Source organism: Pseudonocardia lacus (assembly GCF_018531445.1).
GTDB lineage: Bacteria > Actinomycetota > Actinomycetes > Mycobacteriales > Pseudonocardiaceae > Pseudonocardia > Pseudonocardia lacus.
The window spans coordinates 13678-38506 of the sequence record NZ_JAHDTH010000012.1 but is presented as its reverse complement, the minus strand read 5'-3'; the positions used below and the strand labels follow the sequence as shown (position 1 = coordinate 38506).

At 74.7% G+C, this 24829-nt stretch carries 30 protein-coding genes; 12 read left to right on the top strand and 18 right to left on the bottom strand.

The window, feature by feature from the left end; translation table 11 throughout:
• Positions 1 to 10: 10 nt before the first annotated feature.
• Genes KIK08_RS04565 through KIK08_RS40860 form a run of 3 tightly spaced genes read right to left on the bottom strand, consistent with a single transcriptional unit; the run spans position 11 to position 2548 of the window.
• On the bottom strand, positions 11 to 556 hold the full coding sequence (locus KIK08_RS04565) for a hypothetical protein (protein WP_214401711.1): 546 nt from the start codon (positions 554 to 556) through the stop codon (positions 11 to 13).
• Entirely contained in the window at positions 553 to 2409 is a 1857-nt protein-coding gene (dnaG, locus tag KIK08_RS04560) for a DNA primase (RefSeq protein WP_214401710.1), read from the bottom strand. Before dnaG ends, KIK08_RS04565 begins: the two co-directional genes overlap by 4 nt.
• Before the next feature lie 10 nt (positions 2410 to 2419).
• A complete protein-coding gene (locus KIK08_RS40860) occupies positions 2420 to 2548 on the bottom strand; it encodes a hypothetical protein (protein ID WP_256446106.1) in 129 nt (42 codons plus the stop codon).
• Positions 2549 to 2765: 217 nt separating this feature from the next.
• Between KIK08_RS40860 and KIK08_RS04555 the strand changes: the two genes are divergently transcribed.
• Positions 2766 to 3515 (top strand): HNH endonuclease family protein, encoded by a 750-nt coding sequence (locus KIK08_RS04555; protein ID WP_250556292.1) that lies wholly within the window; start codon positions 2766 to 2768, stop codon positions 3513 to 3515.
• Between the two features lie 10 nt (positions 3516 to 3525).
• Complete coding sequence (gene sigJ, locus KIK08_RS04550) at positions 3526 to 4422, top strand: RNA polymerase sigma factor SigJ (RefSeq protein ID WP_214401709.1); 897 nt, start codon at positions 3526 to 3528, stop codon at positions 4420 to 4422.
• Here sigJ and KIK08_RS04545 read toward each other — a convergent pair.
• The 5 genes from KIK08_RS04545 to KIK08_RS04525 form a co-directional block, all read right to left on the bottom strand.
• Entirely contained in the window at positions 4403 to 4975 is a 573-nt protein-coding gene (locus tag KIK08_RS04545) for a carboxymuconolactone decarboxylase family protein (protein WP_214401708.1), read from the bottom strand. The two genes, sigJ and KIK08_RS04545, sit on opposite strands and share 20 nt — an antisense overlap.
• Positions 4976 to 5029: 54 nt before the next feature.
• A complete protein-coding gene (locus tag KIK08_RS04540; RefSeq protein ID WP_214401707.1) occupies positions 5030 to 5656 on the bottom strand; it encodes a hypothetical protein in 627 nt (208 codons plus the stop codon).
• Between the two features lie 106 nt (positions 5657 to 5762).
• Entirely contained in the window at positions 5763 to 7019 is a 1257-nt protein-coding gene (locus tag KIK08_RS04535) for a deoxyguanosinetriphosphate triphosphohydrolase (RefSeq protein ID WP_214401706.1), read from the bottom strand.
• A gap of 13 nt (positions 7020 to 7032) precedes the next feature.
• A complete protein-coding gene (locus KIK08_RS04530) occupies positions 7033 to 7623 on the bottom strand; it encodes a YdcF family protein (protein WP_250556305.1) in 591 nt (196 codons plus the stop codon).
• A gap of 128 nt (positions 7624 to 7751) precedes the next feature.
• Positions 7752 to 8756, bottom strand: a complete 1005-nt coding sequence (locus KIK08_RS04525; protein ID WP_308257391.1) for an XdhC family protein — start codon at positions 8754 to 8756, stop codon at positions 7752 to 7754.
• Between the two features lie 232 nt (positions 8757 to 8988).
• Here KIK08_RS04525 and KIK08_RS04520 point away from each other — a divergent pair, with 232 nt between their 5' ends.
• The 3 genes from KIK08_RS04520 to KIK08_RS04510 all read left to right on the top strand — a co-directional run bounded on the left by KIK08_RS04520 (position 8989) and on the right by KIK08_RS04510 (position 11998).
• Positions 8989 to 10944, top strand: coding sequence for an IQM protein middle domain-containing protein (locus KIK08_RS04520; protein ID WP_214401703.1), 1956 nt, complete (start codon positions 8989 to 8991; stop codon positions 10942 to 10944).
• A gap of 1 nt (position 10945) precedes the next feature.
• Entirely contained in the window at positions 10946 to 11530 is a 585-nt protein-coding gene (locus tag KIK08_RS04515; protein WP_214401702.1) for a hypothetical protein, read from the top strand.
• Positions 11531 to 11614: 84 nt separating this feature from the next.
• On the top strand, positions 11615 to 11998 hold the full coding sequence (locus KIK08_RS04510; protein WP_214401701.1) for a hypothetical protein: 384 nt from the start codon (positions 11615 to 11617) through the stop codon (positions 11996 to 11998).
• A gap of 44 nt (positions 11999 to 12042) precedes the next feature.
• Here the strand turns inward: KIK08_RS04510 and KIK08_RS04505 are convergent, their stop codons facing one another.
• From KIK08_RS04505 to KIK08_RS04480, 6 genes are all read right to left on the bottom strand, one after another.
• Positions 12043 to 12654: a response regulator transcription factor gene (locus KIK08_RS04505; RefSeq protein ID WP_214401700.1), complete on the bottom strand. Its 612-nt coding sequence runs from the start codon at positions 12652 to 12654 to the stop codon at positions 12043 to 12045.
• Positions 12651 to 13799, bottom strand: a complete 1149-nt coding sequence (locus KIK08_RS41495) for a sensor histidine kinase (RefSeq protein ID WP_214401699.1) — start codon at positions 13797 to 13799, stop codon at positions 12651 to 12653. The genes KIK08_RS04505 and KIK08_RS41495 overlap by 4 nt, the downstream gene beginning before the upstream one ends.
• A 23-nt stretch (positions 13800 to 13822) precedes the next feature.
• Positions 13823 to 14542, bottom strand: a complete 720-nt coding sequence (locus KIK08_RS04495; RefSeq protein WP_214401698.1) for an ABC transporter permease — start codon at positions 14540 to 14542, stop codon at positions 13823 to 13825.
• Positions 14543 to 14545: 3 nt separating this feature from the next.
• Entirely contained in the window at positions 14546 to 15469 is a 924-nt protein-coding gene (locus KIK08_RS04490) for an ABC transporter ATP-binding protein (RefSeq protein ID WP_214401697.1), read from the bottom strand.
• Positions 15470 to 15547: 78 nt separating this feature from the next.
• Positions 15548 to 16945, bottom strand: a complete 1398-nt coding sequence (locus KIK08_RS04485; RefSeq protein ID WP_214401696.1) for a glycine--tRNA ligase — start codon at positions 16943 to 16945, stop codon at positions 15548 to 15550.
• 101 nt (positions 16946 to 17046) lie between these two features.
• Positions 17047 to 17376 (bottom strand): antibiotic biosynthesis monooxygenase family protein, encoded by a 330-nt coding sequence (locus KIK08_RS04480; protein WP_214401695.1) that lies wholly within the window; start codon positions 17374 to 17376, stop codon positions 17047 to 17049.
• Between the two features lie 96 nt (positions 17377 to 17472).
• On the opposite strand from KIK08_RS04480, the gene KIK08_RS04475 reads away from it, so the two are divergent.
• Genes KIK08_RS04475 through KIK08_RS04465 form a run of 3 tightly spaced genes read left to right on the top strand, consistent with a single transcriptional unit; the run spans position 17473 to position 18927 of the window.
• Positions 17473 to 17877, top strand: a complete 405-nt coding sequence (locus KIK08_RS04475) for an ArsR/SmtB family transcription factor (protein ID WP_214401694.1) — start codon at positions 17473 to 17475, stop codon at positions 17875 to 17877.
• A complete protein-coding gene (locus tag KIK08_RS04470; RefSeq protein ID WP_214401693.1) occupies positions 17874 to 18308 on the top strand; it encodes a Fur family transcriptional regulator in 435 nt (144 codons plus the stop codon). Before KIK08_RS04475 ends, KIK08_RS04470 begins: the two co-directional genes overlap by 4 nt.
• Positions 18309 to 18318: 10 nt before the next feature.
• Positions 18319 to 18927: a hypothetical protein gene (locus KIK08_RS04465; RefSeq protein WP_214401692.1), complete on the top strand. Its 609-nt coding sequence runs from the start codon at positions 18319 to 18321 to the stop codon at positions 18925 to 18927.
• 140 nt (positions 18928 to 19067) lie between these two features.
• Here the strand turns inward: KIK08_RS04465 and KIK08_RS04460 are convergent, their stop codons facing one another.
• From KIK08_RS04460 to KIK08_RS04450, 3 genes are all read right to left on the bottom strand, one after another.
• Positions 19068 to 19448: a hypothetical protein gene (locus KIK08_RS04460; RefSeq protein WP_214401740.1), complete on the bottom strand. Its 381-nt coding sequence runs from the start codon at positions 19446 to 19448 to the stop codon at positions 19068 to 19070.
• A 17-nt stretch (positions 19449 to 19465) separates the two neighbouring features.
• The gene (locus KIK08_RS04455) at positions 19466 to 20254 is read right to left on the bottom strand and encodes an isoprenyl transferase (RefSeq protein WP_214401691.1); all 789 of its coding nucleotides are present in this window, start codon (positions 20252 to 20254) and stop codon (positions 19466 to 19468) included.
• A 99-nt stretch (positions 20255 to 20353) separates the two neighbouring features.
• On the bottom strand, positions 20354 to 20920 hold the full coding sequence (locus KIK08_RS04450; protein ID WP_214401690.1) for a PadR family transcriptional regulator: 567 nt from the start codon (positions 20918 to 20920) through the stop codon (positions 20354 to 20356).
• A 72-nt stretch (positions 20921 to 20992) separates the two neighbouring features.
• Here KIK08_RS04450 and KIK08_RS04445 point away from each other — a divergent pair, with 72 nt between their 5' ends.
• The 4 genes from KIK08_RS04445 to KIK08_RS04430 all read left to right on the top strand — a co-directional run bounded on the left by KIK08_RS04445 (position 20993) and on the right by KIK08_RS04430 (position 24063).
• The gene (locus tag KIK08_RS04445; RefSeq protein WP_214401689.1) at positions 20993 to 22342 is read left to right on the top strand and encodes a carotenoid oxygenase family protein; all 1350 of its coding nucleotides are present in this window, start codon (positions 20993 to 20995) and stop codon (positions 22340 to 22342) included.
• Positions 22343 to 22490: 148 nt separating this feature from the next.
• The gene (locus tag KIK08_RS04440; protein WP_214401688.1) at positions 22491 to 23063 is read left to right on the top strand and encodes a dihydrofolate reductase family protein; all 573 of its coding nucleotides are present in this window, start codon (positions 22491 to 22493) and stop codon (positions 23061 to 23063) included.
• A gap of 24 nt (positions 23064 to 23087) precedes the next feature.
• Positions 23088 to 23486 carry a nuclear transport factor 2 family protein gene (locus KIK08_RS04435; RefSeq protein ID WP_214401687.1) on the top strand — a complete coding sequence of 133 codons (399 nt, stop codon included), beginning with the start codon at positions 23088 to 23090 and terminating at the stop codon, positions 23484 to 23486.
• 1 nt (position 23487) lies between these two features.
• Complete coding sequence (locus KIK08_RS04430; protein ID WP_214401686.1) at positions 23488 to 24063, top strand: TetR/AcrR family transcriptional regulator; 576 nt, start codon at positions 23488 to 23490, stop codon at positions 24061 to 24063.
• Here the strand turns inward: KIK08_RS04430 and recO are convergent.
• Positions 24052 to 24828 (bottom strand): DNA repair protein RecO, encoded by a 777-nt coding sequence (recO, locus tag KIK08_RS04425; RefSeq protein WP_214401685.1) that lies wholly within the window; start codon positions 24826 to 24828, stop codon positions 24052 to 24054. The two genes, KIK08_RS04430 and recO, sit on opposite strands and share 12 nt — an antisense overlap.
• Position 24829 lies beyond the last annotated feature (1 nt).

The following is a 24829-nucleotide window of genomic DNA, read 5'->3' as shown; positions in this document are numbered from 1 at the left end:
GGTCCCGGGGTCAATCGGACGGGCGAGCGGCTCCGTCCAAGGTGCGCGCGACCGACCCGGCGACCGACCGGACGGTGTCGAGGTCGGTGCCCGGATCGGGGCGGACCTGCAGCACCATGCCGTCGCGCCCGGCGATCTTGCGCTGGACGAACCAGGCGCCGCCGCCGGGCAGCTCGCGGTGGTGGCGGGAGCGGATGGAGCCCTCGACGCGGGCGTGCACCACCTCGGGCAGCCGGCCGGGCCCGGCCAGCCGCCAGCGCACTGGCGGGCGGTCCGCCAGCAGGACCGCCCCGTCGACCTCCTCCGCCTCGACCGCCTCGACGAGCACGAACGCGCCGTTCTTCCAGGTCGCCTTGCTGACCAGGTGCCAGCCGATCCTGCGGTGGCCGTCGTCGGTGGGCAGCCACAGCCCCACCGAGGTGGCGACGAGGTGCCGGTCGCCGCCCTCCAGGGCGGCGACGCCCAGCACCCGCTCGTCGGGATCGAGGGTGCCGGCGAACGTGTCGGGCAGCCCGTCCCGCCCGGCCAGCTTCCGGAACAGGTTCGGCAGCTTCATCGCAGGGCCTTCTCGCGCAGCGCGATCCGGTACTGCTCCAGCGGCACCAGGTCGCCGAAGATCTGGTGGTAGGCGTCGGGCTCCTCGATCGGGTTGGTGCGCTGCAGGCGCGACTTCAGCTCCGCGATCTGGGCCTCGACCAGCGCCAACCGCACCCCGGCGATCACGCTGCCGATGTAGCGGGCCTCCTCCACGTTGCGCCGGGGCAGTTCGAGGGGCTCGACGGCCAACTCGGTGACCAGCCGGCGGGTCTCCTCGTTCGCCTCGGCCTGCACCGCCTCCACCCAGGCGCCGCCGTCGCGCCCGCCGCACACCCCGCCCGCGGCCTGCACGGCCCGGTGCACCAGGGCGAACGCCGGGTGCGTGAACACCTGCTCGGGCAGCTCGTCGTAGGCCGGACCGGCGACCGCCGGCACCTGCAGTGCCGCCTTGAGCGCCTCGCGCTGCAGGTGCAGGCGGGGGTCGTCCTTCGGGGGCGCGGGCGGGGCCGACCGGCGCGCGCGCCCGGCCGCGACGACGTCGCCCCCGGCGGACTCCCGCACCCGGCGCACCACCATCGCGATGTCGTCCCAGCTGGTCCAGCCGGCGAGGCGGCGGGCGTACTCGTCGCGCAGGTCCTCGCGGCGGATGCGGGCCACCAGCGGGACCGTGCGCTGCAGCGCGGCGACCCGGCCCTCGGCGGTGTCGAGGTTGTGCTCGCGCAGCATCGAGCGGATCGCGAACTCGAACAGCGGCTCGCGGCGGGCCACCAGGTCGCGCACCGCCGTGTCGCCGTGGCTCTGGCGCAGCTCGCACGGGTCCTGGCCGTCCGGGGCGATGGCGACGAAGGTCTGCGCGGCGAAGGCCTGGTCGCCGTCGAACGCCTTGAGCGCCGCGGCCTGGCCGGCCGCGTCGCCGTCGAAGGTGTAGATGACCTCGCCGAGGTCGAACGAGTCGTCGCCGATGAGCCGGCGGATCACCGCGATGTGGTCGGCGCCGAACGCCGTGCCGCAGGACGCGACCGCCGTCGGCACCCCGGCCAGGTGCATGGCCATGACGTCGGTGTAGCCCTCGACGACGACCACCTGGCGGCGCTTGGCGATCTCGCGCTTGGCCAGGTCGAGCCCGAACAGCACCTGGGACTTGCGGTAGACCGGCGAGTCGGTGCTGTTGAGGTACTTGGCCTCGATGCCGTCGTCGTCGAAGATCCGCCGGGCGCCGAACCCGACGACCTCGCCGCCGAGGTCGCGGATCGGCCAGACCAGCCTGCGGTGGAACCGGTCGATCGGCCCGCGGCGGCCCTCCTTCGACAGCCCGGCCTTGATCAGCTCGTCGAGCGTGAAGCCGACGCCGAGCAGGTGCTTGGTGAGCACGTCCCAGCCGGCGGGCGCGTAGCCGCAGCCGAACGTGGCGGCCGCGGCCGCGTCGAAGCCGCGGGTGGTCAGGAACTGCAGCGCGGGCGCGGCCTCGGGGGTGCGCAGCCGCTCGGCGTAGAACAGGGCGGCCCGCTTGTTGGCCTCCAGCAGCCGGGAGCGGGTGCCCCGGTCGCGCTGCACGGACGCTCCGCCGCCCTCGTAGGTGAGCCGGAAGCCGATCCGGTCGGCCAGCCGCTCGACGGCCTCGACGAAGCCGATGACCTCGACCTTCTGGACGAAGGCGAACGCGTCGCCGCCCTCCCCGCAGCCGAAGCAGTGGAACGTGCCGTGCGAGGGGCGGACGTTGAACGACGGGGACTTCTCGTCGTGGAAGGGGCACAGCCCCTTGAGGGAGCCGGCCCCGGCCCGCCGCAGCGCCACGTACTCGCCGATGAGCTCGTCGATCCGGGTGCGGTCCCGGACCTCGGCGATGTCGCTGTCCCGGATCCGCCCTGCCACGCGGCAGAGTCTATGCCGCGCCGCGCGACGGGGAACGGCGGTGCGGGCGCTCGGGCAGGGCCAGCAGCAGCGGGGTCAGGGCCATGACGAGCAGCACGGCCAGGCCGAGGACCGCGCCGACGAGGTTGATCGTGTCCATGCCACGACGATGCCCCGCGCGACCCGTCCGCCACCTCGGCCACAGGTACCGATCGGCCGGCCGCCCTCATCCCTTCGGACGACCCCCTGGCGCGCCTCACCCGCCGCGGCGGCACCGACGGCGACAATCCGATCATGCTCCGCTCCCCCGTTCCGCTTGTTTCGTGCACGTCCGAGTTGGGAAACCGCCCGTGCTGACAACTCAGGACGGAGCGCCCATGCGGGGCTGGGGACGGGTCCGGGCGGTCCTCATGGCGTGCGCCCTGGTCGCCACGACGGCCGGGTGCGCGGAGCTGACCGACTTCGTCGAGACCCTGCCCTCGACCACGACGGGCGGCGGCGCGTCCGCGCCGGCGGGCGCCGCCCCGACCGGCGACGCCGCCACCGCGCTCGCCGCGCTCCCGGTCAAGGGCCGCGCCCCGAAGACCGGCTACGACCGCGACGAGTTCGGGTCGCGCTGGGCCGACATCGACCGCAACGGCTGCGACCAGCGCAACGACGTCCTCGCCCGCGACATGGTCGACGAGACGTTCAAGGAGGGCACGCACGACTGCGTCGTCCTCACCGGCCGCCTCGCCGACCCCTACACCGGCACCGAGATCGCCTTCACCCGCGGCCAGGACACCAGCGACGACGTCCAGATCGACCACGTCGTCGCGCTGTCGGACGCCTGGCAGAAGGGCGCCCAGCAGCTCGACCCCGACACCCGCAAGTCGCTGGGCAACGACCCGCTCAACCTGATGGCCACCGACGGCCCCACCAACCAGTCCAAGGGCGACGGCGACGCCGCGACCTGGCTGCCGCCCAACCGCCAGTTCCGGTGCGCCTACGTGGCCCGCCAGGTCGCGGTGAAGGCGAAGTACTCGCTGTGGGTCACCGCGGCCGAGCGCGACGCCATCGCCGGCGTCCTGGGCACCTGCCCCGGCCAGCCGCTGCCGACCGACCCGCCGCCCGCGGTCACGGGGTAGCGTCGGCGCCGTGCCCGCCGAGGCCACCAGCCACCCCGCCACCGCGTTCGAGGAGCACCGCGCCCACCTCGTCGCCGTCGGCTACCGGATCACCGGCAGCCTCGCCGACGCCGAGGACGCCGTGCAGGAGAGCTGGCTGCGGCTGGCCGGCCTGAGCGACGACGCCCGCGCCGAGGTGCGCGACCTGCGCGCCTGGCTGACCACCGTCGTCGGGCGGATCTGCCTCGACCGGCTCCGCTCGGCCACCGCCCGCCGGGAGCGCTACGTCGGCCCGTGGCTGCCCGAGCCGCTGGTCACCACCGGCGACCCGGACGACCCGCTGGCCGCCGTCGTGCGCGACGAGGGCGTGCGGATGGCCGCGATGGTGGTGCTGGAGCGGCTCACCCCCGCCCAGCGGGTGGCGTTCGTGCTGCACGAGGCGATGGACACCCCGTTCGCGGCCATCGCCGCCATCCTCGGCTGCACCGAGGCCACCGCCCGCCAGCACGCCTCGCGCGCCCGCAGGGCGGTGGCCGACGCCGACCCGCCGCCGCGGGCCACGGTGGCCGAGCAGGCCTCGGTGCTGGCCGCGTTCGCCGACGCCATGGCCAGGGCCGACCAGGACGCGCTGGTCGCCCTGCTGCACCCCGACGTCGTCCTCTACAACGACGGCGGCGGTCGCGTCTCGGCCGCCCGCCGGCCCGTCACCGGCCCGGACAAGGTCGCCCGCCTGCTGCTGGGCCTGCTCGACCGCTACGGCCGCGGCCTGCTCGACGTCCGCCCGGTCGGCGTCAACGGCGAGCCGGGCATCCTCGGCCCGGCCGGCGACGCGGCGGTCGCGGTGAACGTCTTCGCCCTCCGCGACGGCCGCGTCGTCGGCATCTACGGCGTGCTGAACCCGGAGAAGCTCACCCGGCTCCCAGCCTGACCTTGCAGGCCGCGTCGAAGCCCTGCCCGGTGATCCCGAGCGCGCTGTTGACCCGCGCCCGCATGTTCTCCAACCCGATCTGCGTGGTCAGCTCGACCAGCCCGGCCCGCCCGAACTCCCGCTCCAGCTCGGCCACCTGCTCGTCGGTGACGCTCACCGGCTGCGCGGTCATCGCGTCGGCGTAGGCGATGGCCAGCCGCTCGGCGCGGGTGTAGAGCGGGCTGGTGGCGTACTCGTCGATGTGCTGCAGCCGCTCGACGTCCAGGCCGTCCAGGCGCTGGAGCATGGTGCCGAAGTCGACGCACCACTGGCAGCCGACCACGGTCGCCGCCCGGTAGACGGCCAGCTCCCGCACCGACGTGGGGAGCTGCGTGCACGCCTTCTCGTAGGCGGTCTCGGCCACCAGCCCCGCCCAGAACACGCCCTTGTGGTGGCGGGCCACGGCGAAGGGCTCGGGGACGTCGCCGAACCGGCGGCGGGCGAAGCGGTAGACGAGCCGGCCGACGAAGCCGGCGTCGGAGTCGGGGACTGCGGGAATGCGGGTGAGTGCCATGCGCCTTGGACGACGGCGGACCCCGGAACGTGACAGCCCCGACGAGCCCCCCGATCAGCCGGTGGGTGGGAGCGCCTTCTCCCCCTGCGGGTTGATCGCCCACCAGACTCCGTCGGCGCCGTTCCCGCCGGCCGACTCCAGCCCGGTGCTCTCGCCGACGTGCGTGTACACCGGCCACCCCGCGACGGTCACCTGCTTGCTCCCGTCCGGCCGGACGAGGGCGCCGATGTCGTCCTCCTTGACCCCGAGCCCGACCACGCCCGACTCGCCGACCAGCACCGGCGCCCAGGCGGCGGTGCAGGCGGGGTCGACGCAGGTGCTGGTGGGGGGCTGGTTGCTGTCGCGGTCGGAGCGGTAGACGATCTGGCCGGTCCCGTCGGTGACGATGTAGCCCAGCGGGGCGGACTGCACGGCCCACAGCTCGGTCTCACCGGTGTTGCCGCCGTGCCCGGAGTGGCCCCCGCCGCCGCCCGGGGCGGGCGCCGCGCCACCGCCGTGGCCGGAGTGCCCGCCCTCGGCGGCCGCGCCGCCACCACCGGCCTGCTCGGCCTCCCACTGGGCGTGCTCCTCGGCGGTCATCCCGTGGTCCTCCGCGGTGGGGCCGGACCCGCCGCAGGCCGTCAGGGTGAGCATGAGGGCGCACGCGGCAGCTGCTGCCGCGCCGCGGAGCCGGTTGGTCATCGACCCACCTTCCCGGTCCCGGAGCCTCCGGGGCACACAGGCGTTCATGGACGGGGCCGGACGATAGTTCACCCGATCGGGTTGCTCCGGAGTGGGTCACGGATCGCTAACGAAGCCCGAGGGCGAGGTGGCGGGCGACGGCCTGCTGGTCGGTCAGCACCGCCACCTGGTCGACGACGACGCGGCGGCGCGCGGCGTCGTCGGGGGCGTCGCGCCAGTCGTCGGCGAACACCGGGTCGAGCGCGTCGGGCGCCTTGACCAGCAGCGACTCGGCCAGTTCGGCCAGCAGCGCGCGCTGGCGGGCCTGCATCGCCAGCCGCTGCGGGTCGGCCATCACGTACCGCAGGGCCACCGCCTTGAGCAGCGCCACCTCGGCCCGCGCGGCCTCCGGGACGACGAGGTCGGCGTCGTAGCGGCGCAGCGGTCGGTCGCCGTGGACCGCCCACGTCGCCTCGGTCGCCGCCTGCACGAACCGGCCCACCAGCTCGCTGGTCAGGCGTTTCAGGGCGCGGTGCGCCGCGACGGGCGCCGAGGTGATGGCGAAGCCGCGCACCGCGTCGACGAACGGCAGGGCGAGCAGCGCGACGGCCGCGTCGTCGAGCGCGCCCGGATCTGCGCCGAAGTGCACCGCCGCCAGTTCGACGAGTGCCGCCCGCTCGCCGGGGGCGGCCAGCGCGGCGAGGTCGATCCGGCCGGTGAGGATGCCGTCCTCGACGTCGTGCACGGAGTAGGCGACGTCGTCGGACCAGTCCATGACCTGCGCCTCGATGCAGCACCGGTCGGCGGGCGCGCCCTCCCGGACCCACTCGAAGACGGGCAGGTCGTCGGCGTACACGCCGTACTTGCGCTGCCCCGGGCGGCGCGGCCACGGGTACTTGCCGGCGGCGTCGAGGCAGGCGCGGGTGAGGTTGAGCCCGCTGTTGACCCCGTCGGCCCCGATCTTGGGTTCGAGGCGGGTGAGGATGCGCAGCGTCTGGGCGTTGCCCTCGAACCCGCCGCACTCCGCGGCGAACTCGTCGAGGGCGCGTTCGCCGTTGTGCCCGAACGGCGGGTGCCCGATGTCGTGGGCCAGCCCGCCGGTGTCGACGACGTCGGGGTCGCAGCCCAGGTCCTCGGCGATGCCCCGGCCGATCTGGGCGACCTCCAGCGAGTGCGTGAGCCGGGTGCGCGGCACGCCGCTGATCTCCGCGCCCTCCCCCGGCCCGAGCACCTGCGTCTTGCCGGCCAGCCGGCGCAGCGCGGCCGAGTGCAGCACGCGGGCGCGGTCGCGGGAGAACGGGCTGCGCCGGTCGGAGCGGCCGGCGCCCTTGGGCGCCTCGGGCACGAGCCGGGCGGCGTCGTGCGCGGAGTAACCGGTGCTCACGGGCGGGGCGGGCTCACCCGACGCCGCCGGTCTCGTCGGCGTAGGACGGGTCGACCGAGGCGTGGGTGAGCCGGTAGAACAGCGTCGCGCCGGTCTCCCGGACGATGTAGCGGGCCTGCGTCTCGCGGGTCTGCACGACCGGCCCGCTGCGGGTGGGCGAGGTCCAGGCGTCCAGGCCGGCGTCGCGGGCCATGGTGCGCGCCCGCAGCGAGTGCCACGGATCGCTGACCATCACCGCGCTGTGCCAGCCGTCCCGGGCCGCCCGGACCGCGACGGCCTGCAGGCTCCCCAGGGTGTCGCTGCCCTCCCCGACCGCGACGACGGCGTCGGCCGGGACCCCGCGCTCGACCAGGTAGCGCCGGCCGGCCTCGGCCTCGGTGTAGGCGTCGCCCGGCTGGCCGCCGCCCGCGGTGACGATCCGCGGTGCCACGCCCGCCTCGTAGAGCGCCTCGGCGTGCCGCAACCGGGAGGCGAAGATCGAGCTGGGGTCGCCGTCGTACTGGGCGGCCCCGAGCACCACGACGGCGTCGGCGGGGCGGCGGTCGTCGACGCGGGCCACCTGCCACACCCGGAACGCGGTGCCGCCGACCACCAGCGCGCCCATGACGAGCGCGCCGACCAGCAGCCGCGTCACCCAGGCCCGCCAGCCGGCCGGGCGCGGCGACGGCCGTCCGGGCGTGCGGCCGGCGCCGGGCTGGTAGAGCGCGACCGTGGTCGCCTCGGACTGCGACCTCATCCGCCGATCCGGTGCTCGGAGCCGGCCAGGGCGCTGCCGGTGCGCCCGGAGCGCGCCGCGACGACCTGCGCGACGATGGAGACGGCCGTCTCGGCCGGGGTGCGCGCGCCCAGGTCGAGGCCGACGGGGCCGTGCAGCCGGGCGAGCTCGTCCTCGCCGACGCCGGCGGCGAGCAGCCGCTCGCGGCGGGCGGCCTGGGTGCGCCGGGAGCCCAGCGCGCCGATGAACCCGCGCCCGCGCAGGCCTGCGATCAGCGTGGCGTCGAAGGCGGGGGCGTGGTCGAGCAGGACGAGCACGTCGGCGTCGGAGAAACCGGCGACCGCGGCCGTGGCCTCGTCGACCGTGGACGCGGTGCGCACAGCCCAGCCGAGCAGCCCGGCCTGCGCCGCGAGCGCCTCGCCGATGGCGCCGGCCCCGACGACCAGCACCGACGGCACCGGCACCCACAGGTCGACCAGCAGCTCGCCGTCGCCTGCCGGGACCCGCTCGGTGGCGGTGGCGCCGCGGCGCAGGAGCCCGGCCGCGGCCCGCGCGGCGTCGTCGTCGAGGTCGGGTGAGCCGAGCCCGCCGGTGCGGGTGGCCAGCTCGGGGCCGGTGAGCACCAGCGCGGCGGCGCCGTCCGCCGCCGAGACGAGCGCGGCCGGGCTGCCGGCCTCCAGCGCGGCGCCCAGCGCCTCGGCCTGGGCCGTCGGTAGCGGGTGGCCGAGCAGCGTGGCCCCTCCGGCGCAGGCCAGCCCGGCGGCCAGCGCGTCCGGCTCGGTGACGTGCGCCTCGCGCGTCTGCGCGGCGGTGGCGGCCTCGGCGAGCAGCGGCCGGGCCGAGCCGTCCAGCGCACCCCGGTAGAGCAGCCCGGCGACCGCCCCGGACGCCGTGCCGGCGAGCAGCTGGCCGGACTCGACGGTGCCGAACCCGTGCCGCTCCAGCACCCGCACGACGCCGACCCCGTCGGCCGCCCAGGACCGCAGGGCGGCCCCCAGCTCACGCAGCCCGTGCTCGCTCACCGAGCCAGGGTATCCCTCGCCCCCGACGAACCCCGGCAACCCGTCGAGAACGAGGTTGTCGTTGTCTTGGACCGGTCCAACCGACGACAACCTCGTTCTGGACGGTCGGTCGCCGTGCGTGCTGTCGCGAACACGACGAGCGTTCCCGATCGCCCACGAGGGACCACCGCCCCTTCCTAGCGTCCGTCCCCACGAGCCGGATCGACGTGGGGGCGGGCATGGGGGCACAGCGATGATCGACCCGGCGGGGATCCCGCAGATCGCCGGGGACATGGCCGCACTCACCCGCCACGGCGGTGACCTGTCGCAGGTGGGCACGGCGTTCGCCGACACCGGCGCCCGGGTGCACACCGGGTGGCAGGCCCTGGCCGGGTCCTACTCCGCTCCCGAGGCCGCCCAGCTGTTCGCGGCGACCGGGCCGGTGCAGGGCGTCTCGGCCTCGGTGGCGGAGGACCTCCGCTCGGTCGGCAGCGCCCTGATCAGCTACGCCGGGGAGGTCACCGGCATCCAGACCCGGCTGCGGGCGTTGCAGGCCGAAGCGGCGCAGTTCGTGGCGTTCGCGGCGGCGAACCCCGACCGGCTCGCCAACCAGACCGACGTCGACCGGCACAACCACCTGCTCGCCGCGGTGAACGCCCAGGTCGCGGCGTTCCAGGACGCGGAGCGCCGGTGCGCCAACGCGATCCTCGCGCTCTACTCGGACCGGCGCTACGTCGCGGACAACGGCGACGGGGTCCTGCAGGCGCACGAGCACGGCGTCACCGCCGCGGGATTGGCCGCACTCGCGCAGGAGGGCCGGCTGCCGTGGGGTGCGGCCGAAGCCCTGGACCGCGGGTTCCTCGGCGACGTCGGGGACTTCTTCGCCGGTGTGGGCCAGGGCGTCGGCGATGTCGGCGGTCGCTTCGCGGGGGGCCTGGGCGAGGCCGCCCACGGGGCGGTCACCGGGCTGGGCATGCTCGTGGGGTACGCCGACGGCGGGTTCAGCTGGGAGACGGCCGGCACCGCGTGGGCCGGGCTCAACGCCCTGGCGGCGAGCCTGACCCCGGTCGGCCTCGTCAACCAGTTCGTCGACCTGCCGTTCATGCCACGGGGCATGGCACAGGAGACCCTGCTGAACACGGTCGGGGCGCTGAGCGCCTACGACGTGTGGGGCCAGGACCCGGCCCGGGCCGCCGGTCTGGTGACCGGCAACGTCCTGCTCGCGGTCCTGGGTCCCAAGGGCGTCGGGGTCGGTCTCCGCGGTGGTGGGGCCGCCGCAGCGCGGAGCGGGGTGCCGGTCGTCGCCCGCGCCGGGGAAGGGCTGGTGCGGGTCGGGGATGCGATCGGGCGGTTGCCGACGATCACGGATGTCGTCGGCAAGGTGTCGGCGCGCCTGCGCGGGCTGGACATCCCGCCGGTCGCCCTCCCCCACGCGGACCTACCGCCGACGCACATCGACGCGCCGCGGGCGGAGCCCGGTGCGCCGCCGCGGGTGGACGGACCGACGGTCGGCGACGACCTGGCCCGCGACGGCGGCGCGAGCCCCCGGGCCGGCGACCTCGACGGCAGCGGGCGCCACGGGGAGAGCGATGTCGGCCGGGGGGACGGGACCGGCGCCGCCCCAGAGGTCGCGGGTGAGGGCATCGACGCGCCGGGCAGGAGCGACCGAGGTACCGGCGGGGGCGGCCCTCCGCTCCCGCCCGAGCGCATCCCGCCTCCGGTCGTGCGGGAGACGCCATTGCCGACCAGGGACATCGAAGAGCGGTTCCAGGGAGAGGACGATCCGACGAACCCGAACCGGCCGTTCTTCCCCGATACGGTCCAGTACTTCGACGATGCGCGGCGGGAAGCGGCGCGCGTCGTCGTCGTCGACGGTCGCTTGTACGAGGCTGAGAGCGGGGTGCCGCTGGATACCCGCAGCGCGTCGAACTTCCGGGACGAGACTCGCGCCATCTTCGTCCAGGACTCACACGGGAATCTGTACGTGTCACTGGAGCAGGAGGTCGGCAAGGTGCACCACTCCAGCATCCTGGGCGGGCGGTCGGTCGCCAACGCGGGCGAGCTGGAGGTCGTGAACGGTGTGCCGATCCTGCTGAACCGCGCCAGCGGCCACTACCGGCCCACCCAGGCTAACCAGCAGAACGGCATCGCCTCACTGGTCGAGCAGGGCCTCGACCTCTCCCGAGCACGGGTCGAAGGAGGTTTCTGACGTGGACGAGACGTTGCCGATGGAGTGGCGTGGCCGCATCCGGGTCCTGCTGTACGGGATGGACTTGCGCAGTCGGGCCGATGCCGACGACCTCACCCGGAGCGTGAACCGCATCCTGAAGCGGCAGCGCTTCGGCGACGACCCCGAGGAGTTCTACGACGCCGTGGTCGCGGCGCTCCGCTCCGGCCGGGTCCTCGCTGAGGACGGTCAGGACGAGGGCGCTGTCCGGTCGGCGCTGACCGGGATCGTGGAGCGGTTCGACGCCCGTCGACCGTGGCCGCCGGCGCCGTTCGTGGAGCAGGACGTGCAACTGTGGGACGAGTTGCGCGCGGCACCGGTGGTCGGAGTCGTCCAGCGAGGGATCTCGAAGGTGGGGCTCGCGTTCGGGTTGCATGCCCGGCCCGTCACCGTCGGCGCGGACCGGCTCGACGTCCTCGTGGTGCGGATGCTCAGCGGGCGGCTGGTGGGGATGCGGGCGAGCGGGGTCTGGGGCGCGCCCACCGTTGACGTGCTGTCGCCGGCCGATCCGGAGGCCGTCCGCGCGGAGATCGCCGAGGCCACCGGTCTCGTCGTCGACCCGCCCTGACCCACCCGATCCGTCGGGAACGACGCTGCTGCTGTACGGATCGGTCCAACGGATACACCCTTACCTCTGCTTCGGGGAGTGACGATGGACCTGTACGCGAAGGTGTTCGTCCTGTGGGACGGGGACGCGGACTCGCTCACCCGGGCCGTGGCGCCCCTCGTCGACGGCCACGTGGCCCGCAGAACGGTGACCGGTTCCGTCCTCGACCTCGACGTCGAGGAGAACGACGACTACGACGCTCGTGCCGCCGCCTCCGATCCCGATCGGTTCCTGCACTTCCCCTTCTACCTCGACGTCGAGCCGACCACGCCGGGCGCCGACCCGGCCGAGGTCGTCGCGGCCGTCACGAGGCTGTTGCGGGGGCTGGCCGACGCCGGTGCGGAGTGCGTGACCGCTGCCGACTACGAGGACCAGCTCCCGGGTAGCGGCCGCACGGGGCCTACGACGGGTGCGGCCCCGAATCCGTGACGGGCGGCCTGGCAGGTCGAGAACGACGTCGTTCTCGACGCTGATCAGAGCCAGCCGCGCTCATCGGCCAGCCGGACGGCCTCGGCGCGGGTGCGGGCGCCGGTCTTGCCGATGGCCGACGACAGGTGGTTGCGCACGGTGCCCTCGGACAGGTGCAGCCCCTTGGCCACGCGGGCGACGGTGGCGCCGTCGGCGGCCGCGGTGAGCACCTCCCGCTCCCGGTCGGTGAGCGGGCTCGCGCCGCTGGACAGCGACTCCGCGGCCAGCGCCGGGTCGACCACGCGCAGCCCGGCGTGCACCCGGCGGACCGCGTCGACCAGCTGCTCGGGCGGGGCGTCCTTGACCACGAACCCGAACGCCCCGGCGCGCATCGCCCTGGACAGGTAACCGGGCCGGCCGAACGTGGTCAGCACGAGGACCCGGCAGGTCGGCACCGCCTCGCGCAGGGCGGCAGCGGCGTCGAGGCCGTCGCCGCCGGGCATCTGCACGTCCAGCAGGGCCACGTCGGGCGCGCTCGCCCTGGCCGCGGCGACGACCTCGGCACCCGAGCCCACCTGGGCCACCACCTCGATGTCGCTCTCCAGCCCGAGCAGGGCGGCCAGCGCACCGCGGACGAGCGCCTGGTCGTCGGCCAGCAGAACGCGGATGGTGCTCATGCCGGCTCCGGACGGCGCACGCGGCGCGGGGCCGGGACGCACTCGGCGCGCAGCCGGAAGCCGCCGTCGGGCAGCGGCCCGCACTGCACCGTGCCGCCGACGGCGGCGAGGCGCTCGCGCAGCCCGCTGATCCCGTTGCCCGGGGGCGCCCCGGTGGGGCCGCCCACGCCGTCGTCGACGACCTCGACGGAGTCGGGGGCGAGCCGGATCGTGCAGGTGCCGGCGCCGCTGTGGCGGATCACGTTGGTCACTCCTTCCCGCACGACGTACGCGAACGGCTGCTGCCGCTCGGTCGGCACGTCGTCGACGGCGCTGGGCAGGTCGGCGGTGATCTCCGCGGCGCGCAGCGCCTCGCGGGCCCCGGCCAGCTCGGCGGCAAGCGAGGTGACCCGGTTGGCCGACACGGTGGCGCGCACGTCGGCCAGCGCCTGGCGGCCCAGCCGCTCCACGTCGGCGACCTCGGCGGCGGCGCGGGCGGGCTCGTCGCGCTCCAGCAGCCGCCGGGCCAGCCCGGCCTTGACGGTGATCGTGGTGAGGCTGTGGCCGAGCACGTCGTGCAGGTCGCGGGCCATGCGCTCGCGCTCGGCGGTCACCGCCATCGTGGCCAGCTCCTCCCGCGCCTCGCGCAGCTCGCTGTTGCCCCGCACCAGCGCGAACACCGCCATGATCCCCAGGCCGAGGGCGCCGGCGGCGAACACCTCGTCCCAGCCGACCTGCTTGCCGGCCGCCCAGGCGAAGCCGAGCGCGGCGAGGGCCGTGAGCAGCGTGACCGGCGCGCCGTACGGCGGCCCGGTCAGCATCCCCACCGACACGACGACGAAGGCGACAGTGTAGAGGCGGCTGCCGTCGGCGCCGCCCATCCCGACGAAGCCGACCGCCCACAGCACGGCCATGGTCGCGATCAGCGCGACCGAGAACCACGCGCTGCGGCGCTTCACCGCGAGGTAGAGGCCGTGCACGTAGCAGGCGCCGTAGCCGAGCAGGGACAGCACGAGCAGCACGCGCAGCCCCACCGGCCGGTCCAGGGTGAGCGCCGTCCACAGCTGCGGGACCAGCAGCAGCACCCAGCCGCTCGACCACGCGTACCACTGGCCGACGGTCATCTCGGCGAGGTCCCGCACCGGCCCCGCTCCGCCCCTCGCCACGTCGCCCACCGTAATCCCCGGGTTCAGGCGCGGACCGCGTCGCGGCGGTAGCGCCACACCGCCAGCGCGCCGGCGACCGCGAACCAGGCCGCGAGCACCGCGACCCCCTCCCACGGCACCCCGCCGCCGACCGCGGGCCGCGAGGCGAGGTCGGCCAGCCAGTAGCTGGGCAACGCCTGCGCGACCGTCACCATGACCGGCGGCAGGATCGCGACCGGGATGAAGATGCCGCCCAGCAGGCTGAACAGCAGCATGGTCACCATCGTCGCGCCCTGCGCCGACTCCTGCGTGGCCAGCGTGCCGACGAGCAGCCCGATCGCGGCGAACGGCAGCACCCCCGCCCAGCCCACGGCCAGGACCTGCAACCAGGTCAGCACGGGCAGGTCGACCCCCATGACCGCGCCGACGACGAGCACCAGCGCCAGCGCGGGCAGCGCCACCAGCATCGCGACCGCCGCCTTGACCGCGAGGTACCCCCAGGCCGGCAGCGGGGTGAGCCGCAACTGGCGGTTCCATCCCAGCGACCGTTCGGTGGCCACCAGCCCACCGGTGCTGACCGAGGCGGTGATCGCGCCGAAGGCGGCCATGCTCAGCATCAGCGCGACCAGGCTCCCGTCCTCCTGGCTGGGCGCGTAGATCCCGACGAAGATCAGGAAGAAGGCGACCGGGAACCCGATCGTGAACACCAGGAACTGCGGCGAGCGCAGCAGCCGGCGGGCCTCGATCAGCAGCATCGTGGGCATGTGTCAGTCCTCCTCGGACGCGGTGAGCGCGACGAAGGCGTCCTCGAGCCCGTGCGCGGTGACCTCGATGTCGTGGGCGGTGGGGTGGACGTGCAGCAGGGCGCGCAGCGCCGCGTCGGAGTCGGTGCAGGTCAGCCGGACCCGGTCGCCGTCGACGCGCACGTCCGCGACCCCCGGCAACGCGCCCAGCGCCCACGGGTCGGCCCCGGGCAGGCTCAGCGCCACCACCCGGCCGGCCGCCAGCGACCGCACCGCGGCGACGGAGCCGTCGGCGACGATCCGCCCGGCCCGCATCAGCACGACCCGGTCGGCGAACTCCTCGGCCTCGGCGAGGTAATGGGTGGCGAACAGGACCGTGCGACCGCCGCCGGCGTAGTCGCGCATGGCCGCCCAGAACTCGCGGCGGGCCCGCACGTCCATCGCGACGGTCGGCTCGTCCAGGACCAGCAGGTCGGGGTCGGTGACCAGGGCCGCGGCGAACCGCACCCGCTGGCGCTGCCCGCCCGACATCCGCCCCAGCCGCTGCCCGGCGATGTCGGCCACCCCGGCCCGGCGCAGCGCCTCGGCCGGCGGCATCGCCCGCCGCTGCAGCGCCGCCACCAGCCGCACGGCCTCGCCCGCGGTCAGCTCCTCGGGGAACCCGCCGGACTGCAGCATCGCCCCGACCAGGCCCTCCTGCACGGCCTCGCGCGGGGTGCGCCCGAACAGCCGGACGCCGCCGGCGTCCGGCCGGCTGAGCCCGAGCAGCAGGTCGACGGTGGTGGACTTGCCGGCGCCGTTCGGGCCGAGCAGGGCGACGACCTCGCCGGGCGCGATCGTCAGGTCGACGCCGTCGACCGCGCGGATCTCGCCGTAGCTTCGGCGCAGACCGGTCAGCGCGACCGCGGCTCCGGCCGCGGCGGCGGGTGTGGGGTGGGGTTCATCCATGCCCCGAACTCTGGCCGCGGACCGGCCCCACCCCCCGGATCGCCCGTCACGACCTGCCCGTGACGGATGTCAGGGACGTCAGCAGCCGATCAGGCGCGCGGCCAGGTACGACTCGACCTGGTCGAGCGCGACGCGCTCCTGGGTCATCGAGTCGCGCTCGCGGATGGTCACCGCCTGGTCGTTGAGGGTGTCGAAGTCGACCGTGAGGCAGAACGGCGTGCCGATCTCGTCCTGGCGACGGTAACGGCGGCCGATGGCGCCGGCGTCGTCGAACTCGACGTTCCAGTGCTTGCGCAGCGCCGCGGCGAGGTCGCGGGCCTTGGGCGAGAGGTCGGCGTTGCGCGAAAGCGGCAGCACCGCGGCCTTCACCGGGGCCAGCCTGCGGTCGAGCTTGAGCACGACGCGCTTGTCGACGCCGCCCTTGGCGTTGGGCGCCTCGTCCTCGGTGTAGGCCTCGATGAGGAACGCCATCATCGACCGGCCCACGCCGGCCGCCGGCTCGATCACGTACGGCCGGTACCGGGTGCCCGACGCCTGGTCGTAGAACGACAGGTCGACGCCGGAGTGGTTGCTGTGGGTCGTCAGGTCGAAGTCGGTGCGGTTGGCGATGCCCTCCAGCTCGCCCCACTCCTGGCCGGTGAACTGGAAGCGGTACTCGATGTCCACCGTGCGCTTGGAGTAGTGGGAGAGCTTCTCCTTGGGGTGCTCGTAGTGGCGCAGGTTCTCGCGCGCGATGCCCAGGTCGACGTACCAGTCGGTGCGCTGGTCGATCCAGTACTGGTGCAGCTCCTCGTCGGTGCCGGGCTCGACGAAGTACTCCATCTCCATCTGCTCGAACTCGCGGGTGCGGAAGATGAAGTTGCCCGGGGTGATCTCGTTGCGGAAGCTCTTGCCCATCTGGCCGATGCCGAACGGCGGCTTGCGGCGCGCGGTGGTCTGCACGTTGAGGAAGTTGACGAAGATGCCCTGCGCGGTCTCCGGGCGCAGGTAGTGCAGGCCCTCCTCGGACTCGACCGGGCCGAGGTAGGTCTTGAGCATCATGTTGAAGTCGCGCGGCTCGGTGTACTGGCCGCGGGTGCCGCAGTTCGGGCAGGGCACCTCGGACAGGTCGTCCTCGGCGGCCGGCTTGCCGGTGCGCTCGGTGTACTCCTCGGCGAGCTGGTCGGCGCGGAAGCGCTTGTGGCAGCTCTGGCACTCGACCAGCGGGTCGGTGAACACGCCGACGTGGCCGGAGGCCACCCACACCTGGCGCGGCAGGATCACCGACGAGTCCAGGCCCACGACGTCCTCGCGGCCGGTGACCACGGTCTTCCACCACTGCCGCTTGATGTTCTCCTTGAGCTCGACGCCCAGGGGCCCGTAGTCCCACGCGGAACGGGTACCGCCGTAGATCTCGCCCGACGCGAACACGAACCCGCGGCGCTTGGCCAGCGCGACGATGGTCTCGATCTTGGCGGAAGTGGCCTTGCTGGGCACGGACGGACTCCTGAACAGCCGGGAGATGAAGGCGTCCATGTTACCGAGCGCCCTACCCCGGTCGCCGCAGGGTTTATCCCTGGTCGCGGGGTCGGGTCCCGCTACTCGGCGAGGAGGCTGGTGTGCTCCTGCGCCGTGCCGCCCACCGCGTCGACGAGCGTCTCGAACGCGGCCGGCGAGTCGGTGCGGGCCTGCGCCAGCAGCGGCACCACGTGCTCGCGCACCGGGAACGGGCTCAGCGCGCGCCGGTAGGCGTCGACCGAGTCGAACCGCACCACCAGCACCCAGGCGTCCGGCTCGTCGACGGCCCGGCCCAGCTCGCCGCCCCGGCAGCCGGGCTGCGCGGTCAGCAGCTCCAGCGCGGTGCGGGCGCGGGCGCGCAGGTCGTCAGCCTCGGTATGGGGCGCGTCGAACCGGCAGACCAGCAGCACCGACCCAGCCTCCCACCGCCCGCATACGATGGGAGCGCGGCCCCGATGAGGCGGGACACCCGGGAGCGTGGCCGCCGCACCCGGGCGGGGAGACCGATGTCGATCGTCGCAGGAGCCGGCGCCGTGCCCGAGCAGGACGCGGGTGCCGCCGGGCGCGCCACGGCGACCGACCCGGCGCACGACCCGGCCCGTCCCGCCGCGCCCAACCCCGTCCGCTCGCCGGCCGCGCTGACCGCCGCGGGCGACCTGCTGCGCGCGCTGGCCGCCCCGGTGCGCATCGCGATCGTGCTGCAGCTGCGCGAGTCCAGCCTCTGCGTGCACGACCTGGTCGACGCGCTGGGCGTCACCCAGCCACTGATCAGCCAGCACCTGCGGGTGCTCAAGACCGCGGGTGTCGTCGAGGGCACCCGCCACGGCCGCGAGGTCGTCTACTCCCTCGTCGACGACCACCTCGCCCACATCGTCGTCGACGCCGTCGCGCACGCCGAGGAGAACCGGTGACCGCACCCCCACCCCGGGCCACCCGCCAGCGCGCCGCGGTGTCCGCCCTCCTCGACCGCACCGACGACTTCCGCTCCGCCCAGGAGATCCACGAGCAGCTGCGCCGCGGCGGCGAGGGCATCGGCCTGACCACCGTCTACCGCACCCTGCAGGGCCTGGCCGACGCCGGCGAGGTCGACGTCCTGCGCACCGACTCCGGCGAGTCGGTCTACCGCCGCTGCGCCACCGCCGACCACCACCACCACCTGGTCTGCCGCCGCTGCGGCACCGCGGTGGAGATCGAGGGCCCCGCCGTCGAGACGTGGGCGCAGAAGGTCGCCGAGGCCCACGGCTTCTCCGACCTCAGCCACACCGTGGAGATCTTCGGCCTGTGCCGGGACTGCCGCGCCGCGTCTCAGAACGACACATCCGCGAGGGCCGCGGGCGGCTAGCGTCGCCGCGGTGGACGGCAACGGCGCGGCGGCCCCGCAGGTGGACACCCCCAACACGGTGCGGCGACTGGACGGGGCCGAGGCCGTGGAGCTGGCCGGCCTGGCCGCCGTGTTCGAGGAGCTGCAGTACGTGCTGCGCTGCTGCGAGCACCTCGTCGCCACCCTCGCCTCCCCCAACCCCGACCCGGTGCTCGTCGAGGCCCTGTGGACCGGCGCCCTGCTCGGCTACGCTCGCTGCTTCTCCGCCCGCACCGCCGTCCTCACCGAGGCCGACCTGGGCCGCCTCGAACTCGACGCCGACCCCACCGCCTTCCACGAGATGATGCGCAAGCTGCGCGACCACTACGCGTCGCGGCACGTGAACCCCCGCGAGGCCTTCACGATCGGCGCGGCGCAGTCCAACGACGGCCACCCCACCGGCGTCGCGATCGTCTCCACCCCCCGCCCGTCGGTGGACGACGCCACCGTCCGACTGCTGGGGCGGATCGCCTACGCGCTCAGCGGGCTGCTGGACGCGCGGATGCAGGAGAGCCAGCAGCGGGTGAGCGCGGCCGCCGGGGAGATGTCCGCGGCAGCGCTGGGCCGGCTACCCCTGATGCACCTCTCCCCGACCGCCTAACTCCCGGTCACCCCGCCCCGCCCCGGCTCGCCCCCCGGTTCCGCCACGTCGCAGGGTCTGCCTACTCGGCGCAGAGGCCCCGGACCCTGCGACGGGTAGGCAAACCCTGCGAGGACGACCCTAGCCCGGGGGGTAAGGGGTCAGCTCTCGATCAGTGCTGCCCGTAGCGCCGACGCGTTGCCCACGACCAGCATCAGCAGTGTCCCCATCGCCTTCTCGTCCAGGCCCGCCGCCGGGAACGCGTAGCGCAGGGTCACGTCCCAGCCCTTCTGCCCCCGGATCACCCGGGGCGTCCCGAACAGCGCCTCCCCGGCACCGAGCGCGACCCGGGTCGGCACGTCGTCGTCGAAGGGGAGGTCCCAAGCGACGACGCAGGTGATGTTGAGGACCGGCAGGCCCTCCTCCAGCTCCAGGCCCTGCACCGCGCACACCACGCCGCCGTGGGCGAACGTGACCGCGCCGTCGTCGTCGACCTCGACGTCGTGGAACCGCTCCAGCGCCGCGCGGGCGATGCCGAGCATGTCGGTGATCGCCCCGCTCACGACGTCACCGCCGTGGGGGTGTCCAGGGCGCCGCCGAAGCGGCGGTCGCGGCGGGCGTAGATCTCGATGGCCTGCCAGATGTGGCGGCGGTCGAAGTCCGGGAACAGGGTGTCGAGGAAGACCATCTCCGCGTACGCCGACTGCCAGAGCAGGAAGTTCGAGGTGCGCTGCTCGCCGGAGCTGCGCACGAACAGGTCGACGTCGGGCATGTCGGGCTCGTCGAGGTGGCGGGCGATCGTCCGCTCGTCGATCTTGCCGGGCTTCAGCTTGCCGTCGGCGACCTGCTGGGCGATCTGGCGGACGGCGTCGGCGATCTCGGCGCGGCCGCCGTAGTTGACGCACATGGTGAGCGTCAGCACGTCGTTGTCGCGGGTCTTCTCCTCGGCGATCTCCAGCTCCCGGATGACGCTGCGCCACAGCCGCGGCCGGCGCCCGGCCCAGCGCACCCGCACCCCCATGGAGTGCATCTCGTCGACGCGGCGGCGGATGACGTCGCGGTTGAAGCCCATCAGGAAGCGGACCTCGTCGGGGCTGCGCTTCCAGTTCTCGGTGGAGAACGCGTAGGCCGACAACCAGCGCACGCCGATGTCGATGCAGCCGCGGGCCACGTCCATCAGCGAGGCCTCGCCGCGGCGGTGGCCCTCGATGCGGGGCAGGCCGCGGGCGTTGGCCCAGCGGCCGTTGCCGTCCATCACCAGGGCGACGTGGTTGGGCACCAGTTCGCGGGGGATGGCCGGCGGGCGGGCTCCCGACGGGTGCGGGGCGGGGGGTTGCACGACTGCCACGCCCGCACCCTACGGGGGCTCGCCCGCCCGGCATCCACCACGACTACCGGCACCACTCCCGACCGCCTCGACCGTGTCGACAAGGCGATCCTCGACGGATCAGCGAACCGACGCGCGCGGTCCTCGCGCCGGCGTCCGCGTAGCCGACCCGCCCAGCCCGTCCAGCGTCCGCCGCGCCCACGCCCGCGTCGCCTCGTACTGCGCCAACCCGAACTCGGCGGCCAACCTCCCCAGCTCGGACCGGGGGCTGCCGTCCGACGGCGGGATCGTGCTCAGGACGACGCGCAGTTCGGCCGCGGCGGCCGTCGCCTGCTCCTCGATCGCGGCGAGCATGGCGCGCTGGTCGTCCTCGTCGAGGACGGGGATGAGGAACATCCGCAGCACGTGGGAGTTGCGCACGACCCCGCTGCCGGGTGGTCGCAGCAGCCATTGCCGCAGTTCCTCGCGGCCGGCCGGGGTGATGTCGTAGGTCTTGCTGCCGCGGGGGCCCTCGTCGACCACCTGGACCAGCTCGCGCGCGGCCAACTTGCCCAGCTCCGGGTAGATGCTGGCGTGGCCGGCCTGCCAGGCGTAGCGGCCGAAGTCGCGCTCGAACTCGCGGGCCAGGTCGTAGCCGGTGGCGGGGGACGCGGCGAGCAGGCCGAGCAGGGCGTGCGACAGGGACACGGACGAACCCTACCGTCCGCCTTCGACATGTCAGTATTGACATGTCGAAAGCAACAGGTCCACGCTCGACGCATGACGACGACCGCGCCCGCGTACCTCACCGGCCACCTCGCCCCCGTCCCCGACGAGATCAGCGCCGTCGACCTGCCGGTCGAGGGCTCGTTGCCGCCCGAGCTGACCGGCCGCTACCTGCGCAACGGCCCCAACCCGCTGCCCGGCCAGGACCCGGGGCACTGGTTCGCCGGGCACGGGATGATCCACGGTGTGCGACTGTGCGAGGGGCGCGCGGAGTGGTACCGCAACCGCTGGGTCCGCACCGGCGCGCTGGCCGGGCGCCCGTTCATGGGGCCCGACGGCCTCGACCGCACCGCCGTCACCGCCAACACCCACGTCATCGAGCACGGCGGCGCGCTGCTCGCGCTGGTCGAGAGCGGCTTCCCGTACGAGGTGACGCCGGAGCTGGACACCGTCGGCCCGTGCGACTTCGGCGGCCGGCTCACCACGGCGATGACCGCGCACCCGAAGCAGGACCCGCGGACCGGTGAGCTGCACTTCTTCGCCTACAGCCCGATGGCCCCGCACCTGGTCTACCACCGGCTGTCCGCGACGAACGAACTCGAGTGCAGTGTCGAGGTGCCCGGCGCGGGCCCGTCGATGATGCACGACTTCGCCGTCACCGACCGGCACGCGCTCTTCCTCGACCTGCCGATGGTCTTCCGGCTCGACGACGTCGGGAAGCGCAGCCTGCCGTTCGGCTGGGACGCCGACTACCCGGCGCGGATCGGGGTGATGCCGCTGGAGCGCCCGGGCGAGGTCACCTGGATCGAGGTCGACCCCTGCTACGTCTTCCACGTCGGCGGCGCGCACACCGACGACGACGGCCGCATCGTGCTCGACGCCTGCCGCTACGGCTCCGCGGGCATCGACCGGCTGTGGGGCTCGATCGGCGGCGGCCCGGCCGGGGCGGCCGCCGACGCCGCGTCCACGGGGCGGGCCACGCTGCACCGCTGGACCATCGACCCGGTCGCCGCGACGGTCACCGAGACCGCGCTCGACGACCGCCCGGCCGAGTTCCCCACCCTCGACGACCGCCGCACCGGGTTGCCGTCGCGCTACCTGTACACGGTCTCCGAGCGCGGCGACGGCGCCGCGCTGGTCAAGTACGACCGCGACACCGGCGCCGCGACCGCCCACGAGCTCGGCCCGGACACGGTCACCGGCGAGGCCGTGTTCGTGCCCGCCGAAGGCGGCACCGCGGAGGACGACGGCTGGCTGGTCGGCATCACCACCCGCCGCGACGGCAGCGCGTCGCAGCTGCTGGTGCTCGACGCGACGGACGTCGCCGCCGCGCCGGTCGCAGCGGTGATCCTGCCGCGCGGGGTCCCGGCGGGCTTCCACGGCTCCTGGATCCCCGACGCCTGACCCGCCAGCCCCGGTTCAGGAAAGCCACGATGCTGCCCTCAGCGGGCAGCATCGTGGCTTTCCTGAACTTCCCGCGGGCGCGATGTCGAGGACGGCCGGGCGGCTCCGACCGGGGAGTGCGAGCACACCGTCCCGAGGAGCACCCGCCATGCGCAAGATCATCCACTACGTCCACACGTCCCTCGACGGCTACGTCAACGGCCCCGGCGGCGCCTTCGACTGGGCCGACCTGGGCCCCGAGCTGGCGCAGTACTCCTACGGACTGGAGGACCGCACCGGCCCGCTGCTCTACGGGCGCGCGGTGTGGGACCTCATGTCGTCGTACTGGCCGACCGTGGAGGAGATCTCCGACCACCCCCACGACCTGGCCTACGCGCCGCGGTGGCGCAAGACCGAGAAGATCGTGATCTCCCGGACGCTGGCCGACGGCCCGTGGCGCGACCGCGTCGTCGGCCGGCGGGACCTCGTCGCCGAGATCGCCGAGCTGAAGGCCGAGCCGGGCGAGGACCTGCTGCTCATGGGCGGCGCGCGGGCCGCGGCGGCGCTCGCCGCGGCGGGGCAGATCGACGAGCACCACGTGGCCGTGCACCCGGTCGTGCTGGGCGGCGGGCAGCCGCTGTTCGCGCCCGGCACCGACCGGTTCGGCCTGGAGCTGGTCGGGTCGACGCCGTGCGACGGCCGCACCGTCGTCCTGCGGTACCGGCCGGCCTCGACCCAGTAATAGAGAGATTGCTCTAATACTCCGGTGACCGTTCCTCACGCCGTCCCCGCGCTCTACGCCGCCATGCACGCGGTCGACGTCGCGGCGCTGCTCGCGACCCTGCACCCGCGGTTCCGCGGCCGGGTCACCGAGGGATTGCCCTTCGACATCGGAGGAACGGCCGACGGCCCGCAGGAGATGCTGCGCGACGTGTGGGCGCGCGCGTTCGCGCACTTCGACGCGCTGCGCCCGGAGCCGGACGAGTACGTGCCCACCGCGGACGGCCGCGTGCTGGTGCTGGGCTGGTACACCGGCACCGCACGGGCCACCGGGGAGCCGCTGCGCGCCCGGTTCGCCCATGTCATCGAGGTGCGCGACGGGCTGGTCGGCGCGCTGGAGCAGATCACCGACAGCGCCCGCTGGTGGTCGGCGGCCACGGCCTGACGTGGGCCGCCCGCCCCGCTTCCCCGCCGACGCCATCCTGGACGGCGCCGCCCGGCTCGTCGCAGCAGGCGGGCCGGCCGCCGCCACGACCTCGGCCGTCGCCGCGGCGATCGGTGCCCCCAGCGGGTCGCTCTACCACCGCTTCGCCAGCCGCGACCTGCTGCTGGCCCGGCTGTGGGTGCGCACGGTCGGCCGCTTCCAGGAGGTGTACCTGGCCGCGCTGGCCCATCCCGACCTCGACCGGGCCGCCGTCGACGCCGCGCTCGCGGTGCCGGCCTGGTGCCGGGCGCACCCGGACGAGGCGCGGGTGCTGCTGCTGCACCGGCGCGCCGACCTGGTTGGCCGCTGGCCCGCCGAGCTGGACGCCGACCTGGCCACCCTCAACGACGCGGTGTCGGCTGCGCTCGTCGACCACACCCGGCGCCGCTACGGCAGCGCGGCCGAGCTGACCCGCGTGGTGTTCGCGCTGGTGGACGTGCCCTACGCGGCGGTGCACCGGCACCTGGCCGACGGGTCGGCGCCGCCGCCGGAGGTCGACGCGCTGGTGCGCGAGACGGTGACCGCCCTACTGCGATGACGCCGGGCGCGCCTCGGTCACCGGCGCCGTCGCGCGCCGCTCGACCAGCGGCAGCGAGCGCAGCTGGCGCTCCATGTGCCATTGCAGGTAGGCCGCGACGAGCCCGCTGGTGTCGCGGCGGGTGGCCGCCACGGCCGCGTCGGCGACGTCCCAGTCGCCGTGCAGCAGGGCCCCGAGGTGGGTAAACGTCTCCCGGGACGGGCGCACCGAGCCGGGCGGGCGGCACCGGGCGCACACCGCGCCGCCCGCGGCGATGTTGAACGACGGGTGCGGGCCGGGCTCGGCGCACTTGGCGCACTCGTCGATGGCGGGGGCCCAGCCGGCGTGGGTCATGGCGCGCAGGAAGAACGCGTCGAGCACGAGCGACGGGTCGCGCTCCTGCCCGGCCAGTGCCCGGATCGCCCCGACCAGCAGCAGGTAGACCCGCAGCGCGGGCTCGCCCTCCTCGGAGACGAGCCGGTCGGCGGTCTCCAGGATCGCGCAGCCCGCGGTGTAGCGCGGGTAGTCGCTGATGATGCCGGTGCCGAACGCGTCGACGGTCTGCGCCTGGGTGACGATGTCGAGCGAGCGGCCGGGGTAGAACTGCACGTCGACGTGGTTGAACGGCTCCAGCCGGGCGCCCCACCGCGACCGCGTGCGCCGCACGCCCTTGGCCACCGCGCGCACCTTGCCGTGGCGCTGGGTGAGCAGCGTGACGATGCGGTCGGCCTCGCCGAGCTTCTGCACCCGCAGCACCAGGCCGGTGTCGCGGTAGGACGTCGCCACC

What these genes read in the sequence shown, in the direction of transcription:
- KIK08_RS04565 (WP_214401711.1), bottom strand. Translation starts at nt 556, where the DNA reads ATGAAGCTGCCGAACCTGTTCCGGAAGCTGGCCGGGCGGGACGGGCTG.
- KIK08_RS04510 (WP_214401701.1), top strand. Translation starts at nt 11,615, where the DNA reads ATGGACCTGTACGCGAAGGTGTTCGTCCTGTGGGACGGGGACGCGGAC.
- KIK08_RS04490 (WP_214401697.1), bottom strand. Translation starts at nt 15,469, where the DNA reads ATGGATGAACCCCACCCCACACCCGCCGCCGCGGCCGGAGCCGCGGTC.
- KIK08_RS04495 (WP_214401698.1), bottom strand. Translation starts at nt 14,542, where the DNA reads ATGCCCACGATGCTGCTGATCGAGGCCCGCCGGCTGCTGCGCTCGCCG.
- KIK08_RS04445 (WP_214401689.1), top strand. Translation starts at nt 20,993, where the DNA reads ATGACGACGACCGCGCCCGCGTACCTCACCGGCCACCTCGCCCCCGTC.
- KIK08_RS04460 (WP_214401740.1), bottom strand. Translation starts at nt 19,448, where the DNA reads ATGCTCGGCATCGCCCGCGCGGCGCTGGAGCGGTTCCACGACGTCGAG.
- KIK08_RS04520 (WP_214401703.1), top strand. Translation starts at nt 8,989, where the DNA reads ATGATCGACCCGGCGGGGATCCCGCAGATCGCCGGGGACATGGCCGCA.
- KIK08_RS04440 (WP_214401688.1), top strand. Translation starts at nt 22,491, where the DNA reads ATGCGCAAGATCATCCACTACGTCCACACGTCCCTCGACGGCTACGTC.
- KIK08_RS04545 (WP_214401708.1), bottom strand. Translation starts at nt 4,975, where the DNA reads ATGGCACTCACCCGCATTCCCGCAGTCCCCGACTCCGACGCCGGCTTC.
- KIK08_RS04540 (WP_214401707.1), bottom strand. Translation starts at nt 5,656, where the DNA reads ATGACCAACCGGCTCCGCGGCGCGGCAGCAGCTGCCGCGTGCGCCCTC.
- KIK08_RS04530 (WP_250556305.1), bottom strand. Translation starts at nt 7,623, where the DNA reads ATGGGCGCGCTGGTGGTCGGCGGCACCGCGTTCCGGGTGTGGCAGGTG.
- KIK08_RS04555 (WP_250556292.1), top strand. Translation starts at nt 2,766, where the DNA reads ATGCGGGGCTGGGGACGGGTCCGGGCGGTCCTCATGGCGTGCGCCCTG.
- KIK08_RS40860 (WP_256446106.1), bottom strand. Translation starts at nt 2,548, where the DNA reads ATGGACACGATCAACCTCGTCGGCGCGGTCCTCGGCCTGGCCGTGCTG.
- KIK08_RS04505 (WP_214401700.1), bottom strand. Translation starts at nt 12,654, where the DNA reads ATGAGCACCATCCGCGTTCTGCTGGCCGACGACCAGGCGCTCGTCCGC.
- KIK08_RS04475 (WP_214401694.1), top strand. Translation starts at nt 17,473, where the DNA reads ATGTCGATCGTCGCAGGAGCCGGCGCCGTGCCCGAGCAGGACGCGGGT.